Source organism: Pseudoalteromonas luteoviolacea CPMOR-1, assembly GCF_001625685.1.
Taxonomy (GTDB): domain Bacteria; phylum Pseudomonadota; class Gammaproteobacteria; order Enterobacterales; family Alteromonadaceae; genus Pseudoalteromonas; species Pseudoalteromonas luteoviolacea_K.
This window is the reverse complement of sequence record NZ_AUYC01000018.1, coordinates 115,894-134,645: the sequence shown is the minus strand read 5'-3', so window position 1 is coordinate 134,645 and position 18,752 is coordinate 115,894. Positions and strand designations below refer to the sequence as shown.

Below are 18,752 nucleotides of genomic sequence, written 5' to 3'. Positions count from 1 at the left end.
CTTAACTTGATTCTGTATCGCTAAGTCACGCAACTTATGCAGAGAATATGTGCCTACCCCACGTGGTTTGATTAAAAAGTAATGGTACAAAAACTTAATCGCTAACTTTTACAATGCTCTTGGCCTCAGCAGGCAGCTCAGCCTCTATGTGTATTTTCTCAATAGGATATTTATTTGTTATTTCTTGAGCAACTTTCAGCGCAGAGTCATACTCTGGTGAGCTCAGATAGGAGAGAGCATCAAAATCAGCTGAAATGTCTTCTAGAAGACTAAGGATCTCTAGTTCTTTCTTTACTTTATCTAGTTTTTTACTTTCTAGCTCTTCACTGAGTAGCTTGTTTTCAAGAGTTATTTTTATTAACTCTTGTTTTTGAAGTTCCTTTTGCAATGCTCTATTCTCAGCCGTGGTCTTAATTGCTTGCCTTTTAACTATATTCTCTAGTTTTTTTTCGGTGACCTCAGCTTCAGTTTTTTCCAAATCTAAAAATTTACCTTTTAGCAGTAGCTGCCTGAAATCACCGTACATTTTGACCCAAATACTGCCTCGTTTTATATAATCCAATTCTGACTTTCTAACGTTAAAAGGCAAAAGACTTTCGAGTTCATCAAGTGATTTTAATAACCCACTAGCTCCATTTAATGACAATCCACCTGATGTCAACTTTATGTTTAAAGATGCCGGATACTCCCACCTTTTAAGAATCTCCGCATGCTTTGATTCTGATAAGGATTGGAGAGGTAGCTGTTTTAAACCATCGTGGCCAGTTGAGGTAATAAATGTCGTGTAGTCTTTAAAGATTGTTCCTAGCTCTGTGTAATCGCCTTTTTCTTGTGCTGAATTAGCTAAAGTCTTAAACCAATCCTTTACTCTTTCTTTAGTTTCAAAATCAAGGCTTGAATTAATGCTGTTTAATCTGGTGATACACACTTCAATTTTTTCGTAATTACCATACTCCCACTCTGTAGATTTGAGCACTTTATTTATGATGTCGAGGTAGAATGAAACACGGTTAGTAGAGTGAAAGTTGTTCCATTCAGTTAACGCTGGAGTAGGCTCAGTGCTGTTCGAAAATTCAGCATCTACAAAATCACATAAGGATAATTTGTTATTTTGCAATGTTTCCCAAGAAATATCTTTTAAAGATGATGCCGTAAAAACACAGTTGCTAAAATGAGATTCTTCAATTTGTGTTCTATTAATGAAAAATTTAGATAAGTCGCAGTCGTGAAACGCACATTCTTTTAATTCTGAAGACTGTATTAACCAATTAGAGCATTCAAGAACGTCCATAAATATTGAATCTCGATACACACAGGCGACTACATCTGTATTTTCTATCGTGCCTGATGAAATCAAGCCTCGTTCAATGGTCGATTTAATCCATCTATGTTTAACAAAACTACAGTAGAAATAATGAGTTTCATCAAAGCTACAATTTTCTAATTCACAGTCTACAAACTGACACTTATAAAAACTAGTAATTACAAAGGATGAGTTACTAAATTGACAATTTTGAAATTTTATATTTTTTAGAATACAGTCTTCTATTTTGATATTATCAAATTTAATATTTTTAAAAGTATAAAAACACTCACTTTCATCACTATGACTTTTATCTTCAAGCATTATGCTTTGTAATTTTAAGTCTTTAACAGTTTTCCCTGACATTTCATCAAAGTAATTTAAAATCTCTTTTTTATTAGTGTTTTTATCAATGATCATGGCTGCTTATTCAGTTATTAATGGCACTGTGTTGGTCGCTCTTGCTGCGTATACGGAATATTGCAGAGTAACTAATATGTAACACAAAAGTACATGCTCGATAAATAGCTTTTTTCATTCGTTTTGTTCTAGCACTTGATACCAGTATCAAAATACTAGAATGTATAAGATTTTTTAACCTCATTAGTATTTTTATCATCAGGTTTAGCTATAAGGATGAAGCTTCTTGCCCCAGGGTCAAGTGTTGCCTTTTTGACCAACTCATGCTGTCGTAGAATTAGTTTAAGCAGATCTATTATTCTAATTATTTTCCTTGGATATTGCCTTTAGATGGTTGTCCCCTCGCTTATTCCTATTCAACTCAACTTTAACTGTGTATCTAAACAGTAGTCTGGCAATGCAATTTATGCAAAAAATTTGTGCCTGTCCGATTTTGATACTTTGCGTATTTAATTGACTCACCTTTCAAAATATATGGCCTTCCAGCAAATAATACTTTTTCACAACTCAGAAAAAACAACGTCTTCCTTCGTACAAAATTTAAAAAAACAATATAGTGCTCGATTAATTAGAGTTTTTGTTTATCTAATTAACAAGCCGGAATCAATTCGACACTATACAAGTTCGGGAGGCTCAAGTGGAATTCAAACTACAAAATGAAGAGACAAATAAGAAAGAGATAGGCAAAACAATTGTGTTCACAGGTGTTTCATATGATCGAAAAGCTATTGAACAAACACTAAAAACCCAAGTAAAAGATAGATGGGGCTGGAACACAGTACCTAAGGGGACTTCTGCCGATCACATGGTGCCTCATTCAGCCATCAAAAACAGAATGATTGATAAGATTAATGGTTCCAAATTCTGGGAAATATATAAAGAAGTTCAGGAAGGAACGGAGAGTTGGATACCCAAATATGTAAGAGACAGAAGTGACAAGGCTACTAGATATGGAGTTAAAAATTACTACAATCAAGCTACAATTGTAGATAAAGATAATGCTGTATCCTACGGCGCTGCAACAACACTCCCTGAAAGCAGAAAATGGCTAACCAATCTTTTTGATGATGCTACAGATAACGTTGAAAACTTAATGTATTGGCCAGCAACGTCTGGAGACAGTGCTGACGAATTATCTAACACAGCACAACACAACACGTTAACTACAAAAAATCATAATGGAGTGAGTGTAGATAACAATCGAACTAAAACAACATCAGGTGCTTGGAAAAAAACTTCAGGTACAGGCGTAGATGTTCCTCTAAAAACAGGCTTGCTTTCTGGCTGGAATGCTCAGAGTAAATATATGAATAACATATTCTGGGATCAGGCAGGTCACGAGGCCCATGCAACAAAATTATATGAAGACAACTTAGATAACTATGATAATAATACAAAAAACAAGGCTTTAGGTTATGTATTTTAACCAGATAGGTAATTGGTTAAAATAAGAAAAGGTAAGGCGCTTAGTGTTATTTAAAGGGCACAATTAAAACAAAGTGTAACTGCCCCAGTTTTAGTACAGCTCATTAGTAGAATTATGCTGCCTCAAGATAGCTCATTGGGGTTTGAAGTCCTAGTGCATCGTGAGGCCGCTCATAATTATAAATATCTAACCATTCGTCTGTGAATATTTAGATTAGGCTTTTCTTGCCCTTGAAATTCAGGCATTTCATCCAGTAGTGGTGCTAAGTTTTTCTGCGTCCAACCACCAATTAATCGCTGTTTAAGCCACTTCACGTATTTAAGTCGTGCAAGTGTAGCTGCCTGCACTTCCTTGGGCAGTGACTCTAAATCACGAGGTTGAGGGTTAGGCTCTTCCGCTTTAGCGGTTTCAACTAACGTTTGAGGTTCTTCCTCAACGTTAAACTCGTCTTCAAACTCCATCAGCCCAAATCACCGATTCTAAAGTAAGTTCTGTGTTTAGGTCTGAATTAACACTGCCTAGAGACAATAGACGATATACAGAGGCAAGTACCTCACCCATGGACGCTTTTAACGTCATTACCAAATCTTGAATGGTAAGTTTTCGAAACTGGTTAAGTAACTGAATAATCGAGAGTTGGAGGTCTGTTAAAGACTGAAATCCCGAGTAACGATGCAGCAGCTTTAAATTATCTAAGGTTGGAAAAACACGAATCTGTTTGTCGGTAACTAATATCAGCTCAATGCCTATTTGTTCTTTGGCATAGAACTGTTTTTGCGCAAAGCGTGCTCTAAATTCAGGGTTTGCAATTTTATTGTAGGGCTTAACTTCAATATATTTTTGCGGCTTCTCATGATGAGAAATTAAAAAGTCAGGTGTATAGCGGCAAGTTCTACCGTCAAACTCATATTCAAACCCTAACGGTTGTGCTTCAAAGGTTTTTATTTCGCGAGAGTATTCAAAGTGAAAGCACGCATCGAATTCTAAGGATGATTCAACCAAGCAAGTGGCTTTGTTCTTTTGGCTTGCGAACTTGTATAGATTTTTGACTCTGGAATGTTTGAGTTTACGCCTTATCATTATCATCACCAAACTGCTGGGACAATTTAAAAGTAGGCTATGCAGGGTTATAGTTCAAGTTTATGCAGGGTTTTAATTCAAATTTGCAGACTTATGCTTCAAACAACAAAATATGAAGTTTGGGTGGTAGTCTTACCAGCCACATCCCGGCACACAAGTCATCCGCTGTGGCTGCTTCCTTCCGGACCTGACCAGGTTCACGAACTATTGTTGCGAGAGGACCAATAAGACTACCATTGAGGGCCTTGTTTGGCGCGGGATGAATTATGGCGATTTTCTTACTGGGATGCAAGCGAAAACTAAAAAAGCTTGCTCGTTTGCTGTTTGTTTAAGCAAGTAAGCAAGCTTTTGATTATTTAAGTATTAAATTTGTACTAGTTGGCAATTGCACGCTGAAAAGCTTGCAAGCGTTTCTTCGCTTTTTTCATGTTTTCAGGGCCCATACGTAAAAACAATTTTTGCGCATCCGAAAGCTGCTCCCACTCGGCATACGCGTACTTGTAAGTCACGGACTCTTGGATAAGCGGTAAGTTTGACTCAGGAATAGGGGTTTCTAGTAATTCACCCAACGCTTCTTGAAGCGTGTAATCAAACTCGTTGCCGTTATAGCCGATTTCTTCATACGCTTCGCTGATGAGTGGCTTGTATTGCTCATATAAACGAACAAGCTGAGCAGTACTCATTGAGTTAAGCATATTGACGTACGGAGTATAACGCTCAAAGCTATTTGGATCTGTGATGATCAAATCATCTTCTATCACCATGAAGTTATCAGCGGGTTTGCTCACAGGATAGTGCTTTTTAGCCACTTTACCCTGCGCAAGGTTATCGATAAATACAACACTGCGTCTAACCATATCTTCTGTTACTAATAGCTCCATCGCTTGTTTGCTCAAGTAACTCGCCACTGAATCGCGCACACTCATATCACTGTCATCAAGACTGGGGAGTACAGGCTCCACGGGTTCTGCGGGTCTTGATTCTGGCTCAGTAACATTGGTAACAGGCTCTTCAATCACGTCAGGTACTGGCTCAGGATCCACATTTACCGTGATTTCTGCTTTTTTCGTTTCTTCCGCGTCTTGACGTGCGGTGTTCACAACGGTTTTAGGGGTTTCTTCAGGCACTACGACATCCTGTCGAAATTTTGTATTGTCTGCGGGTTTACTTTCTTTGTTCGCTAATACAAATACAGCCACGATGATCAAGGCAACCACTGCAATTGCCGCAAGAAGTAACTGACTGTTAGAAGGCTTTTTATTTGTCCTTGGTTCTACTGAACTGTGCTCTGACATGGAGGCTCCGTAAAATTCGCTTAAAAAACTTGGCAACTAAGAAAAACACTTAGCAGCACTTAGTAATTAAAACACAAACTAAAAGATATCTCATCTGCGTCAACGCGCATTAACGAGAGTTTATCTCAAACTCGCATCTGTTTGCTGACAATTACATGAACGCACGTACAAACAAGCGTCATCTCGACAAAAAGCCACATAACTATGACACTTTTTTACGTCTTAAAATTTGTCAAAATTCCGTAACAGGCTGATATTTAAAAGAGATGTAAAATACACTTTCGCATGTATTTGAGTATAGTATATGAAAGTGCGAAGCTTTTATCTTTGTGACTAACAGCTTATTTTTGAAGGAGCAGATATGAAAAAAGCACAATGTAAAATTGGCAAACCGCATATTGCACTGTTACTCACTGGAGGCGGCGCAAGGGCAGCCTATCAAGTAGGGGTATTAAAAGCCATAGCACTGAGCTTACCGCGCAGTGCGCCACTGCCTTTTAAAATCATTAACGGTACCTCCGCTGGAGCAATTAACTCTACCGGACTGGCATGTTATTCATCAAATATGCACTTGGCCATTCGAAAAATTGAATGGATCTGGAAAAACTTTCACACCAATATGGTGTATAAAAGTAGTCTATTTGGAGCTTTTGGTCATTTAACTAACAATGTCATGCGCAGCTTTCAAGCTGACTACTTAAATCATCCACCAGCGAGCTTGCTCGACAACACGCCACTGCGTCAATTGCTCGAAGAGGTAATGGACCTTGCACGGATCGATCGCAATATTCACCGTGGCTTTATCGATGCTTTATCTGTGACGGTATCGAGCTACTCTAGCGGTAAGTCGGTGGCTTTTTTTCAAGCTAAAGATGCGAAGCCATGGCAAAGAGCCAAGCGCGAAGGCATTCAAACTCAGCTCAACATTGACCACCTGATGGCATCCAGTGCTATCCCCATGGTGTTCCCCAGTGTTCGGGTTAAGCATAATTATTATGGTGACGGTTCCATTCACCAATTGTCACCATTGAGTCCTTCCATTCACCTAGGTGCCAGTAAAATATTCATCATTGGTGTTGAGCAACCCAAGGTGCAACAGCCTCTGGGTTACGAACCGCACTTTCCTGGTATGTCGGTAGTAGCGGGCCATTTGTTAGATAGTATTTTTAGTGACACCTTGCAATCAGATTTAGAACGCCTTGAACGTGTTAATCGCACCATTAGCTTACTTCCTGCAAGAGACAAACATAAAGAGCTCAAACGCGTTGATACCTTAATTGTTAACCCATCTCAAAACTTCAATGAACTGGCTCTCGATTTTTATGATGATTTGCCCATCGCGGTTAAGTTATTACTTAGAACCATCGGGGTGAAAAAGCACTCACAATCAAGTTTAACCAGTTACTTACTGTTTGAGAAAAGCTATACCCAAGAGTTAATCAATATAGGTTATGAGGACGGCCTTAAACGCCTAGATGAAATAAAAACATTTTTAGAGCTGGACTAAGGAAGACCGTCTAAAATAAATTGCTCAGCACGCTCCACTCTTCTAGGTTTGCCCTTGAGCAGTAGAACATCACTCGCTTGAAGTATAATATCTTCATCCGGCATAGGAATTTCGGTGCCATCACGCCTTAAAGCTTTAACAACGACTTTTTGACGCACTAACTGAAGCTGCGAAATGGTCTTTTCAACTGCATAGGCATCTTCTGGCAATGCCACTGCATGTAAGTACTCTAGGCGATCTGTCACAAAACTAGAGCTTGAATGACTATGGCCGTATTCACTCATTTCGTCACTACTGCCCGTGAAAAAACCATGTAAGTACTCGTAGCGATTTTGTCGCTCCTTACTTACACGTTTAAAGATCCGCCTCATCGGCACCCCAGACATGTACAGCACATGGGACACCAACATTAAACTCGCTTCTAAGGATTCTGGTACTACTTCTGTGACACCCAATTGCTTTAAGTCTTCCAAGTGTGTGTCATCTTGCATTCTGACCAAAATTTTGACTTCTGGTGCATAGTGCTTAAGTGCATCAATAACAATTTGGCTTTGCTCAAAGTCATCCATGGTCACTATCACTAACCTTGCCTTATTAACACAGGCAGATTTTAAAATGGCTTTTTGTCCTGCATGACCAAAAATGACGGGCTCACCAGCGGTTTGCGCTTCTTGCACGATAATAGGGTTACGTTCAATTGCTACGTAAGGAATTGCTTCAGGCTTTAAAAAGCGGGCAATGGTTTGCCCAACTCGCGCATATCCAAAGATAACCACATGGTCTTTAACCGTATCGTCTTTAAATCCAGCATACGTAAAATCAGATTTATGCTCGCCATCTAATTTGAATAGCTTTAAGAGCCTATCTGTTTCACTCATAAGATAGGGAGTAAATGCCATGGATAGCACGCCAAGAGCAATTAAAAACGACGCGGTATCAGGGGTTAACAAGTGATGTTGGCCAGCAAGCGCCACCAATACAAAACCAAACTCCCCCATTTGCCACAGCATAATTCCAGAGGCGAGTGCATCGCGTTTTCGCTCTCCCATCATTTGCGCACTAAAATAGACAATGGTCACTTTAACCAAAAGCAATACTGCCATCGCGGCAACTATGTAACCAAATGCACTGATCACATACGCCACATCAAGCTGCATGCCGACGGTAACAAAAAAGAGCCCCATAAGAATATCTCTAAAAGGCCTTATTTCAGCTTCCAATTGATGCCGGTATTGGCTCTCTCCTAGCATCATACCCGCTAAGAAAGCGCCTAACGCCATCGAAAGCCCAAATGCATAAGTCAATGCACCAGCGCACAACGCCACAACCAAAGTCGTCAATACAAATAGCTCATCTGTTCTAGCCAGCGCAACTTCATTAAACACCTTGGGCAATATCCATTTACCAATCGCCCACAGTAGTAAACACACAAATGCCCCTTTGGCCAGCGCCAACACCAGCGCCCCCACTAAAAATTGATTGTCAGTACTGGCCATTAATGGAAATACAATCAGCATGGGGACAACGGCAATGTCTTGGAATAACAGCACCCCGATAGATAACTGCCCTTTACGCAAATTCAGCATGCCTGATTCTTTCATGATCTTAACCACAACCGCAGTGGATGAGAGCGATACGATACAAGCAATGATCAACGACTCAGACCAGCCAAACCCGAACAATGACACTAAAAAGGTACCGATCAAGATAGATAGCAATACTTGAGTACTGCCCAGCCCAAATACGACACTGCGCATTGCCATTAGTTTTGGTATAGAAAATTCCAGCCCTAAACTAAATAACAGAAATACAATTCCAACTTCAGCAATTAAATGGATTTCATGGCTGTTATCCATTAGGCCATAACCTGCCGCCACTAGGCCAGTAAGTAAATACGCTAATATCGGCGGCAGCCCTACTCTTTTAAAGGACCAAACCAAGATCACAGCACACAGTAGCAGCGCAACGACATCTGTAAAATGACCATGTATCGCGGTCATAAAGACGGTGACGACTCTATCGGAAATAAACCCGGCAAAATTTTGCTGCAAACGGCCCCCTAAGTGTCAAAGAAATGTTTTGGTGTATTTTTCACCCAATTTAACTATAGCAACCAACTGTTTTTCAGCCAGTTTAATTTTTTGGCACGAAACTAGCTTATATGTTCGGGAATGTTGTAATTAGGGGAATTACCAGATGGAAAATGTCCATATTTTGGCACAGCGAACGCCTTCGCGCGGTGATTACGTTCCGTTCACGACTGAACAATACGTAACACAAGCGCCTGAACAACCGAATGTGCTCGTTGAAAAGCTGCAAACAACGTTGGAGATAAACGGTATCTTAGATATCTTTGCATCCTACGTTAAACGCATTACTGATCTTGCAGGATTGCAGTTTCATTCCAATCAAGGACTGTTTCAAACTCAACAAAGTGATAACCAACTCAAGCCTTACACGTTTGATCTCGACTTAGAAGGTCAGCACCTAGGACAGTTGGTCTATTTCAGCAAATATAGTTTTAGTGGCACAATACGCGCACGCTTAATGCAACTGCATGCCTGCCTTTTGTACCCTTTAAGAAATGCGCTGATGTATCACCGCGTACTACAACTGGCAACTAAGGACACGCTCACCGGACTGTATAATCGCAGCCAGTTTAATGAATACCTAGAGACGAAGTTAGAGCGCAGCCGTAGGCAGCACCGAAACTTTAGTTTAATGCTATTAGACCTCGATAATTTTAAACAAGTAAACGATGCATTCGGGCACAAAAAAGGCGATGAGGTACTCATAGGATTTGCCAACATCCTGACTTCTAGCATTCGTGCCACAGACGCGGTGTTTAGATTTGGCGGTGATGAATTTGCTATTCTTATTGATGACCCTGCGTTTACAACAAATAAAGTCATCGCAGAGCGCATTATGGAACGAGTGAATAGTAACAGCTTATTGGCAAAACATGCTGTCACCACCAGTATTGGTTTTACACTGGCTTCGAGCCAAGATTGCTCTAACGAAATTTTTGCACGGGCAGACAGTGGTTTATATAAAGCCAAAGAGGCCGGTAGAAATTGCGCACGCGCAGTATAAACTCACAGGTACTTATCATCCCCTAATGATAAGTACCGCTTTTTAGTCTTGGCTATTTTTTAGCTGAAATAACCACAGTAAAATAGCAAAACCACAAAAGAACCCATTAATAACCCAGCCCAACGCCCAAAAATCAGGAAGAACACTAAACAATATGGACAACATGGGCGCAGCTAATCCTAAAATGAAGTAAACCCCTCCCTTGCCATGCCAATAAGCAAGTAATAACACTGCCGATAATACCCCAACACTCAATGCTAAAATAAGATTTGCCCAATTTATAGACGAGCTTATGGTGAGCAATATAAATATCAACGCACATAAAAACAAAGCCATCGGTGCTTTGCGTGCCAAAGACGAACCAATCTGTTTGTTACTCTGCATCTTCTACCTGCCAATTAATTCCTGATTGCGCGGCATAGTCTTCATTGATAAATATACCCGCCACCGCAACTAAGGTATCGTTGTAGTATATCATTGGAATAGTATCTCTCTCCCAGCTGGGTACTTTGGCAGCTTTGAGCCAATGTTTAACCGTATTGCGGCCAGGTTTACCGAGTGGCTTGATCTTCTCATTAAGCTGTGCAAACCGCACTGTGATCGACTCACTTTGAGAAGGCCTGCGAATACCCTTTCCTTCTACAAAGACCAAACTTCTGCCATCACCCAGTGGGGTCTTTTTCGCCAAATTCGCCATGGGTATATCAACCAACTCTGTTGTGTTGTTGAATACCCAGTACATCAGCCCGTTATAGCATTTGACCGATCCTGCCCGTAGCTGCACATGAACTTGGGCATCTTCTTTTGCATGAAGGGTTTGCTGTAAAATCTGGAGCAGCTGTTTTTGTGTAGGCATACTTACGCCTTTATTACTCAACCATGCCCGCACTACATTTGCCTGCCTAAGCGCCGACAATGTTGCCAAATTGGATACCTCAAGTTCTTTGCCACATCGGCATGCGGCTAAATCATCATTGGTTATTTCGTCTATCAAAGTTTGTTGGGATTGCAGTAAGGAAATAGACCTCAATACACTGGGTACAAACCCTGTAAACCGCGCTTTGAGCAGTGGCATCACCTGATTACGTAAAAAGTTGCGATCGAATACATCACTTTGATTGGACTCATCTTCGATATGAGACAAACCAAAAGTATGTGCAAACGCCTCTATATCTTTACGCTCAATGTTAATCAGTGGCCTTGCACAGTAACGTCCGCTCGCAAGTTGAGTGGTCGCCCGCATTGCACCAAGCCCCTGTAGTCCTGAGCCTCTTTTTAAACGAATAAAAAAAGTTTCAACTTGATCATCAGCATGCTGACCAAGCAGCAAAGTGGCGCTTTTCAGCGCATGGGTATCCAAAGCCGCATAACGCGCATCTCTGGCCTGAGCTTCTAAACTGGTTCTTGTCTGCGCTTGGATCTCGACTGAGACTGCTTGAAAAGGGATGTTAAGCCTGGTGCATAATTGAGCGCAAAACGCCTGCCACTTAAGTGCATTATCTGATAAGCCATGATTGACATAAATCGCTTCTAGCTTTATGCCTGCGTTGAGTGTGATGTATTGCTGACATAAATGAAGTAATACAACTGAATCGACACCGCCAGATAAAGCAATGGTGAGCCCTTGCCCCAATCGAGCATGGCATTGCGCTTCAAGTGCACTGGCAAATTGTTTATATACGCCTGTCGATTCCATATTTTTTCCTCATACTCTCATCAGGCGTTATACCCTATCCAACTTAAATTGCAACGAACACAAGGCTGATAAAATGATATTGATGCAATAGATCATCCTCAGCGCAAAACTTAATCCTGTTCAATTTTATTAATTAGTCCACCAATTTGGTACTTAAAATCAGTAAAAAAGAGTATATTTTGCCATTAATGAAGCGAAAACCAATTAATAAAACAATTTTAATCACTTAGCGTGACCTGACATTGATATATCACAAAAGTCATTTGCAAATTTTACATAGATAAAACAAACCCGAAATTAATTGACATTAGTGCTAAAATCTAGGTAAATCCCTACTTATGTTTAAAAAGTCACATTATCTTGCTGGTCTGTTTTCAAGATCCAGCTCGGGGCAGTATAATGTGCACAAAATTGTATGTGATGACAGAGAACGGCGCCTTCACGAAGGAAAAACAGTTAAAAAATGAAGAAGGTAAATGTCGCTAAAATTCGACATCTTCTGCAAAAACTGACTTAAATAAGCAATATTGACACTTAGTTTAAGCTCCATTTAGCAAAATAGACTATGCTAAATAATATGCTGAAAATAACTGAGTCACGGCATTTTAAATCTGTACTCTCTACATAAAACCGAGACAAACTTTAAAAAATTATCAGATAGGTTAGAAAATGAGCTTAAATTATCTAGAATTTGAACTTCCAGTAGCTGAATTAGAGCAAAAAATTAAAGAGCTACAAGCTGTTAGTCGCTCAGGTTCTTTGGACCTAAGTCTGGAAGAAGAGATCAGTAAGTTAAAAGAAAAAAGTGTACAGCTTACTGAAAAAATTTACTCAGAACTTAACCCTTGGCAGTTACTTCAACTAGCGCGTCACCCAATGCGTCCTCATGCAAGTGACTACATCAAGCGCATGTTTACAGAATTCGACGAGTTTGCAGGTGATCGCGCATTTGCAAACGACCCAGCAATCATTGGCGGTACTGCACGACTAGACGGTAAGCCAGTGATGGTGATCGGCCAAGAAAAAGGTCGTGATACAGCAGAGAAGATCAAGCGTAACTTCGGTATGCCACGTCCAGAAGGTTACCGTAAAGCCAAGCGCCTTATGGAAATGGCAGAACGTTTTAAGATGCCAGTGATCACATTAATCGATACACAAGGTGCATACCCTGGGATTGGCGCAGAAGAGCGTGGTCAAAGTGAAGCCATCGCAATGAACTTAAAAGTCATGGCATCATTAAAGGTTCCTACAATTTGTAGCGTTATCGGTGAAGGTGGTTCAGGTGGTGCGCTAGCAATTGGTGTGGGCGACCGCGTTAACATGCTACGTTATAGTACTTATTCCGTTATCACACCTGAAGGGTGTGCTTCAATCCTTTGGAAGAGTGCAGAAAAAGCACCTCTTGCAGCTGAAGCAATGGGTGTATCTGCACAGCGTATCAAAGACAATAACCTAATCAACGAAATCGTTGCTGAGCCTCTAGGCGGTGCACACCGTGATTACGACACGGCGGCAAGAAATCTAAAAGCGCAGATCATCAAAGATCTAGACAACGTGTCTAAACTTAGCCAAGAAGAAATGCTTGAGCAAAGATACCAGCGCTTAATGTCTTTTGGTTACTGTAACTAATTAAAAAATTTAAATTAAAAAGGCCACCCATTGGGTGGCCTTTTTTGTAGCTGAAATCATGTATGTTTAATCAAAAATTAATTCTACATCTTGTCCAGTTAACTTTTTCAATGCCCTCATCAGCTCGTCACTGGGTGTCACACACCACTGCGTGCCAAGTGTTAATTCCGCAGTTGCATCAGGGCGTTGATACTCGATGATCACCTGACAAGTTCCAAACTTATATGGCTCTAGTACCCGTTTTAAGTTCTCACCAAACCCTGCATCAATTTGCGCCATATTGAGCCTCATCTTCATTGAGTTCACACGTTTCTCCCGTGCCTGCCCAATGGTATTCACATCTCTGGCAGTCATCGTAATACCACCTGAGAAGTTATCAAAGCTCACCTGTCCAGAGATCACCAAGATCTGGTTCACCTGTAGCAAGCTCTCGTACATTTCAAATTGTTCAGGAAAGAAACGCACGTCAATACGGGCACTCTTGTCATCAAGCGTGATAAGGCCCCAACGATTGCCTTTTTTGTTTATCAAAGTTCGCGCATTGATAACCAGTCCAGCGGCTGTCGATTGCATATCTCTGTTGGTCGGTTGTAAATCGACCAATTTGCCAGAAGTATAATGCTTGAGCTCTTTGCGATATTGGTTTATTGGATGTCCGGTCAGGTATAAACCCAGCGTTTCCTTTTCACCATCAAGCCACTCGTTGTCACTCAAAGGCGGCGCCTGAACGAAGGCTTGGGCAACTTCTTCAGGTTCAACGGCAAGCAAACCAAATAAATCTGATTGACCTAATTGCTCCGCTTTATGATGCTGTTCGGCAGACTTCATGGCGTCTTTCAAACTTGCCAATAACGTTGCACGTCCACCTTGTTTCTTCTCTGGGCCAAGCTTATCAAGGGCTCCAGCATAAATGAGTTTTTCAATCACACGGCGGTTGAGACGTTTTAAGTCAACACGGGCACAAAAATCAAATAAGTCTTTAAACTCACCACCTTGCTCGCGCGCCTCAAGGATCGCCTCGACAGGACCTTCACCGACGCCTTTAATCGCGCCAATGCCGTAAACAATCTCACCTTGTAAGTTCACTGCAAACTTATACACACCCGCGTTCACATCCGGTGGTAACAAGGTCAACTTCATGTTTTCACACTCATCGACCAAGGTGACGATCTTATCGGTGTTATCCATATCCGCAGACATTACCGCAGCCATGAACTCAGCTGGGAAGTGCGTTTTCATCCAGAGCGTTTGGTAAGAAACCAGTGCGTATGCTGCCGAGTGAGATTTGTTAAAACCATAACCTGCGAACTTTTCTACAAGGTCGAAGATCTTCATCGCAAGTTCGCCATCAACCCCGTTGTTGATCGAGCCCTCTTCAAAGGTTGAACGCTGCTTTGCCATCTCTTCAGGTTTTTTCTTACCCATCGCACGACGAAGCAAGTCAGCGCCACCTAGGCTATAGCCAGCAAGGACCTGCGCGATCTGCATGACCTGCTCCTGATAGAGGATGATCCCATAGGTCGGCTCTAAGATAGGCGCTAAGCTTTCATGCTGATACTGAGCATCTGGAAAAGATATCTCTTCTCGGCCATGCTTACGGTCGATGAAGTTATCTACCATGCCCGATTGCAGAGGACCCGGACGGAATAAAGCAACCAGTGCGATCATATCTTCAAAGCAGTCTGGCTTAAGTCGACGGATCAGATCTTTCATACCACGGGATTCCAGCTGGAATACTGCGGTGGTCTCTGCTCTGAGTAAAACCTCAAAGCTGGCATGGTCGTCCAGTGGAATCGCGTTGATATCAACAAATGGCTTTTGCTCTCGTGCCAAACGCTCGTTGGCCATATCCAACGCCCACTGCAATATGGTCAGTGTTCTTAGACCTAAGAAGTCAAACTTTACTAGACCGGCCGTTTCTACGTCGTTTTTATCAAATTGGGTAACTGGAAACTTACCCTCTTCGTCACAGTATAAGGCTGCAAAGTCGGTAATGCTGGTTGGCGAGATAACAACACCACCGGCGTGTTTACCGGCGTTACGGGTACATCCCTCTAGAATTCGACATTTATCGATAAGCTCTTTTACTTCATCATCACCGTCGTAAGCTTCAGGTAACCTTGGCTCGACTTCAAAAGCTTTGGCAAGTGTCATACCTGGATCGCCAGGTACTAGCTTGGAAATTCTATCAACAAAGCCATATGGGTGACCTAATACACGGCCTACATCACGAATTACCGCTTTGGCCGCCATGGTACCAAAGGTGATGATCTGAGATACCGCTTGTCGCCCGTACAATTTGGCAACGTGATCAATCACCTCATCTCGCCTATCCATACAGAAGTCGACGTCAAAGTCAGGCATCGAGACACGCTCTGGGTTCAAGAATCGTTCGAATAGCAGATCGAATTCAAGTGGGTCAAGATCGGTGATCTTCAGTGCATACGCGACCAATGAACCTGCACCAGAGCCTCGACCAGGACCGACTGGGATATTGTTATCTTTACTCCACTGAATGAATTCCATTACGATCAAGAAGTAGCCTGGGAATCCCATTTGGTTGATAACGTCTAATTCAATCCTTAAACGATCATCGTACTCAACTCGCTTAACTTTCCTATCTTCTTCATCAGGGAATAAAAACTGCAGACGCTCCTCAAGACCATCTTCAGATACCTTAACTAAGAAGTCATCAATTTTTAAATCGCCCGTCGGGTAATCTGGTAAGAAGTACGTACCGAGCTGGACTGTAACATTACAGCGCTTGGCGATTTCCACCGTATTTTCCAGCGCTTCGGGAATGTCACTAAACAACTCAGCCATCTGCTCAGGTGTTTTTAGATACTGCTCTTTTGAAAAGCGTTTCGGTCTGTTTTTATCTTCTAATGTGTATCCATCGTGGATAGCAACACGGATCTCATGAGCTTCAAAGTCTTCTTCATGTAAAAATACCACTTCATTGGTGGCAACAACCGGTAAATTACGCTCAGCAGCAAGGGCGACTGCAGCATGTAAATAGTCTTCTTCTTGCTCACGGCCTGTACGGTGAAGTTCAAGGTAATAATGATCCGCAAAGTGTTCTTCATAGAAGGCCAGCGTTTCTAAAACCAGTTGCTGGTTACCTTTAAGTAATGCTTTACCCACATCGCCATCTTTTGCGCCTGAGAGTAATATTAAGCCCTCTTTGTACTGAGCTAACCATGCCTTATCAACCACCGGACGATGAAATACATGACCTCTTAGAAAAGCTTCTGAAATCAATAATGTAAGGTTTTTATACCCTTCATTATTTTTCGCTAGCACCACGATACGGCAGGGCTCATCAGGTAACTCATCGCTTTTCAGCCACAGATCTGCACCCACCATGGGCTTTATTCCTGCGCCATGGGCACCGCCATAAAACCGCACTAAACCACATAAGTTCATTTGATCCGTGATGGCAAACGCAGGCATTTCAAGTTCTTGCGCTCTGGCAACAATCGGTTTGGTTTTTGCCAAACCATCGACCATTGAGAAGTCACTATGCACACGTAAGTGCACAAAATTAGGCGTTGGCATGGTTACGACTGCTCCGCGATAATTTTTTGTACTGGCTTAAAGCTCTTACGGTGATAAGGGGTAATGCCATGTTGTGCAAGGGCTTCGAAGTGCGCCTTAGTCGGATACCCCTTGTGGCCCGCAAAACCGAATTCAGGATACTGTGCATCTAACTCAATCATTTCATTATCACGTGTGACTTTAGCTAAAATTGATGCGGCACTGATTTCAGCGACTAAGCTATCGCCTTTCACCACCGCTTGTGCAGGGACTGCAATATCAGGCACACGATTACCATCAATAAAAACAAATTCAGCAGGAATTGATAAACCTTCAACCGCGCGCTTCATTGCCAGCATAGTAGCGTGCAAAATATTTAGCTCATCGATTTCTTCAACCGACGCGCGAGCAATACAGTAGCACAGGGCTTTCTCTTTAATTTCTTCCGCCAGAGCATTACGCTTTTTCTCAGACAGCTTTTTTGAGTCAGTTAACCCTTCAATTGGCTTAGCTGGGTCCAAAATAACCGCTGCAGTGACTACATCCCCCACAAGCGGGCCTCGACCAACCTCATCAACACCAGCTATATGGTTAACGTTTGGGCGCTCAATTTGCATCTATTACCTCCGCAACGGCAATGGCTGCCTGTTCGCTGGCATTCAAGCGAATATCTTTGTGTATTTCGTAAAAACGTTCTATCAACGCTGAATTATCCCCTCTTAGTAGGGGTAAAAGTGCATCAGTTAATGCGTCTGGGTTACAATCTTCTTGCAAAAACTCAGCAACCAAAGGCGCATCAGCCAACAAATTAGGCAATGAAAAATGCTTAATATTAAAAGTGAAGAATGTGCTAAATATTTTATAGCTCAAGGTTTTAAGACGATAACCTACCACCATGGGTTTTTTGTACAACATGGCTTCTAGCGTCGCGGTGCCTGAAGCCAACAGCACTGCATCTGCCGCCGTCATCGCCAGTGAAGACTTACCGTCCAACATGATTGGTCTCAGTTCTGGCGCAATTTTATCCAAAATTTGCGTGAACTGTTTTTGACGCTTTTCATTGACCAAAGGTACTACAATTTTAAGATCAGGGATTTTGTCCACTAATTGCTTTGCAGTTTGTAAATATGTTTCACTCAATAAGCCAACCTCAGAGCCACGACTACCAGGCAACAACGCCAATACCGTGTCTGATTCTTTTAATCCAATCTCTTTTCTGGCTGCTAAGGTGTCTGACTCTAATGGAATTTCATCTGCAAGGGTATGACCGACAAACGTACATGGCACCTCATACTTATCATAAAACGCCTTTTCGAATGGCAACAAAGATAAAACCAAGTTTGTTGCCTCAGCGATGGTATGAATGCGCTTTGGCCGCCAAGCCCAAACGGATGGACTCACATATTGAATGGTTTTTATACCCGCCGCTTTCAGTGGTTTTTCAACACGCAAGTTAAAATCAGGCGCATCAACGCCGATAAATACATCAGGTGGATTTTGAATAAAGTAATTGACCAACTCTTTTCGAATTTTAAGTAATCGTGGCAGTCGGCCTAATACTTCCACAAGTCCCATCACTGCAAGCTCTTCCATATCAAATAAGCTCTTACAGCCTTCGGCTTGCATTTTAGGGCCCGCGATGCCAACAAATTGGGCATTTGGAAAGCGCTTTTTTAACGCTTTAATAAGACCTGCGCCAAGAATATCGCCAGATAACTCACCTGCGACAATCCCAACAGTAATTGATTTTTCGTTTGCCATTTTTG

15 protein-coding genes and 1 other RNA gene are annotated in these 18,752 nt (G+C 41.8%); 4 read left to right on the top strand and 12 right to left on the bottom strand.

Annotated elements, in window-relative coordinates:
• Nucleotides 1–94: 94 nt before the first annotated feature.
• Entirely contained in the window at nucleotides 95–1,723 is a 1,629-nt protein-coding gene (locus tag N473_RS06690; protein ID WP_063367227.1) for a pentapeptide repeat-containing protein, read from the bottom strand.
• A 637-nt stretch (nucleotides 1,724–2,360) separates the two neighbouring features.
• Here N473_RS06690 and N473_RS06685 point away from each other — a divergent pair.
• Nucleotides 2,361–3,149 (top strand): hypothetical protein, encoded by a 789-nt coding sequence (locus tag N473_RS06685; RefSeq protein ID WP_063367226.1) that lies wholly within the window; start codon nucleotides 2,361–2,363, stop codon nucleotides 3,147–3,149.
• A gap of 112 nt (nucleotides 3,150–3,261) precedes the next feature.
• On the opposite strand, the gene N473_RS26975 is transcribed toward N473_RS06685, so the two are convergent.
• The 5 genes from N473_RS26975 to N473_RS06665 all read right to left on the bottom strand — a co-directional run bounded on the left by N473_RS26975 (nucleotide 3,262) and on the right by N473_RS06665 (nucleotide 5,524).
• Nucleotides 3,262–3,333, bottom strand: a complete 72-nt coding sequence (locus N473_RS26975; RefSeq protein ID WP_419555145.1) for a hypothetical protein — start codon at nucleotides 3,331–3,333, stop codon at nucleotides 3,262–3,264.
• A complete protein-coding gene (locus N473_RS06680) occupies nucleotides 3,326–3,610 on the bottom strand; it encodes a hypothetical protein (protein WP_063367225.1) in 285 nt (94 codons plus the stop codon). The genes N473_RS26975 and N473_RS06680 overlap by 8 nt, the downstream gene beginning before the upstream one ends.
• Nucleotides 3,600–4,229: a TnsA endonuclease N-terminal domain-containing protein gene (locus N473_RS06675; protein ID WP_063367224.1), complete on the bottom strand. Its 630-nt coding sequence runs from the start codon at nucleotides 4,227–4,229 to the stop codon at nucleotides 3,600–3,602. Before N473_RS06675 ends, N473_RS06680 begins: the two co-directional genes overlap by 11 nt.
• 130 nt (nucleotides 4,230–4,359) lie before the next feature.
• Nucleotides 4,360–4,456: signal recognition particle sRNA small type (gene ffs, locus N473_RS06670), an RNA gene on the bottom strand.
• 147 nt (nucleotides 4,457–4,603) lie between these two features.
• Entirely contained in the window at nucleotides 4,604–5,524 is a 921-nt protein-coding gene (locus N473_RS06665) for a DUF3014 domain-containing protein (protein WP_063367223.1), read from the bottom strand.
• Between the two features lie 361 nt (nucleotides 5,525–5,885).
• On the opposite strand from N473_RS06665, the gene N473_RS06660 reads away from it, so the two are divergent.
• Nucleotides 5,886–7,031, top strand: coding sequence for a patatin-like phospholipase family protein (locus N473_RS06660; protein WP_063367222.1), 1,146 nt, complete (start codon nucleotides 5,886–5,888; stop codon nucleotides 7,029–7,031).
• Here N473_RS06660 and N473_RS06655 read toward each other — a convergent pair.
• Nucleotides 7,028–9,031: a cation:proton antiporter gene (locus tag N473_RS06655; RefSeq protein ID WP_063367300.1), complete on the bottom strand. Its 2,004-nt coding sequence runs from the start codon at nucleotides 9,029–9,031 to the stop codon at nucleotides 7,028–7,030. The genes N473_RS06660 and N473_RS06655 overlap by 4 nt on opposite strands.
• A 196-nt stretch (nucleotides 9,032–9,227) precedes the next feature.
• Here N473_RS06655 and N473_RS06650 point away from each other — a divergent pair, with 196 nt between their 5' ends.
• Nucleotides 9,228–10,124, top strand: coding sequence for a GGDEF domain-containing protein (locus N473_RS06650; RefSeq protein ID WP_039609401.1), 897 nt, complete (start codon nucleotides 9,228–9,230; stop codon nucleotides 10,122–10,124).
• Between the two features lie 42 nt (nucleotides 10,125–10,166).
• On the opposite strand, the gene N473_RS06645 is transcribed toward N473_RS06650, so the two are convergent.
• Both N473_RS06645 and tilS read right to left on the bottom strand, forming a co-directional pair.
• Nucleotides 10,167–10,508 carry a hypothetical protein gene (locus N473_RS06645; RefSeq protein WP_063367221.1) on the bottom strand — a complete coding sequence of 114 codons (342 nt, stop codon included), beginning with the start codon at nucleotides 10,506–10,508 and terminating at the stop codon, nucleotides 10,167–10,169.
• Nucleotides 10,498–11,820, bottom strand: a complete 1,323-nt coding sequence (gene tilS / locus N473_RS06640) for a tRNA lysidine(34) synthetase TilS (RefSeq protein WP_063367220.1) — start codon at nucleotides 11,818–11,820, stop codon at nucleotides 10,498–10,500. The genes N473_RS06645 and tilS overlap by 11 nt, the downstream gene beginning before the upstream one ends.
• A 669-nt stretch (nucleotides 11,821–12,489) precedes the next feature.
• Here tilS and accA point away from each other — a divergent pair.
• The gene (gene accA, locus N473_RS06635; protein ID WP_063367219.1) at nucleotides 12,490–13,449 is read left to right on the top strand and encodes an acetyl-CoA carboxylase carboxyl transferase subunit alpha; all 960 of its coding nucleotides are present in this window, start codon (nucleotides 12,490–12,492) and stop codon (nucleotides 13,447–13,449) included.
• A 66-nt stretch (nucleotides 13,450–13,515) separates the two neighbouring features.
• Here the strand turns inward: accA and dnaE are convergent, their stop codons facing one another.
• From dnaE to lpxB, 3 genes are read right to left on the bottom strand one after another with little or no spacing between them, the layout of a single operon-like run.
• A complete protein-coding gene (dnaE, locus tag N473_RS06630) occupies nucleotides 13,516–17,007 on the bottom strand; it encodes a DNA polymerase III subunit alpha (RefSeq protein ID WP_063367218.1) in 3,492 nt (1,163 codons plus the stop codon).
• A 2-nt stretch (nucleotides 17,008–17,009) separates the two neighbouring features.
• Nucleotides 17,010–17,603: a ribonuclease HII gene (gene rnhB, locus N473_RS06625; protein WP_063367217.1), complete on the bottom strand. Its 594-nt coding sequence runs from the start codon at nucleotides 17,601–17,603 to the stop codon at nucleotides 17,010–17,012.
• Entirely contained in the window at nucleotides 17,593–18,747 is a 1,155-nt protein-coding gene (lpxB, locus tag N473_RS06620) for a lipid-A-disaccharide synthase (RefSeq protein ID WP_063367216.1), read from the bottom strand. Before lpxB ends, rnhB begins: the two co-directional genes overlap by 11 nt.
• Nucleotides 18,748–18,752: the final 5 nt, after the last annotated feature.

Coding starts and splice junctions, on each gene's coding strand:
- N473_RS06690 (WP_063367227.1), bottom strand. CDS start 1,723: ATGATCATTGATAAAAACACTAATAAAAAAGAGATTTTAAATTACTTT.
- N473_RS06680 (WP_063367225.1), bottom strand. CDS start 3,610: ATGGAGTTTGAAGACGAGTTTAACGTTGAGGAAGAACCTCAAACGTTA.
- N473_RS06675 (WP_063367224.1), bottom strand. CDS start 4,229: ATGATAAGGCGTAAACTCAAACATTCCAGAGTCAAAAATCTATACAAG.
- N473_RS06665 (WP_063367223.1), bottom strand. CDS start 5,524: ATGTCAGAGCACAGTTCAGTAGAACCAAGGACAAATAAAAAGCCTTCT.
- N473_RS06660 (WP_063367222.1), top strand. CDS start 5,886: ATGAAAAAAGCACAATGTAAAATTGGCAAACCGCATATTGCACTGTTA.
- N473_RS06655 (WP_063367300.1), bottom strand. CDS start 9,031: ATGACCGCGATACATGGTCATTTTACAGATGTCGTTGCGCTGCTACTG.
- N473_RS06650 (WP_039609401.1), top strand. CDS start 9,228: ATGGAAAATGTCCATATTTTGGCACAGCGAACGCCTTCGCGCGGTGAT.
- N473_RS06645 (WP_063367221.1), bottom strand. CDS start 10,508: ATGCAGAGTAACAAACAGATTGGTTCGTCTTTGGCACGCAAAGCACCG.
- tilS (WP_063367220.1), bottom strand. CDS start 11,820: ATGGAATCGACAGGCGTATATAAACAATTTGCCAGTGCACTTGAAGCG.
- accA (WP_063367219.1), top strand. CDS start 12,490: ATGAGCTTAAATTATCTAGAATTTGAACTTCCAGTAGCTGAATTAGAG.
- dnaE (WP_063367218.1), bottom strand. CDS start 17,007: ATGCCAACGCCTAATTTTGTGCACTTACGTGTGCATAGTGACTTCTCA.
- rnhB (WP_063367217.1), bottom strand. CDS start 17,603: ATGCAAATTGAGCGCCCAAACGTTAACCATATAGCTGGTGTTGATGAG.
- lpxB (WP_063367216.1), bottom strand. CDS start 18,747: ATGGCAAACGAAAAATCAATTACTGTTGGGATTGTCGCAGGTGAGTTA.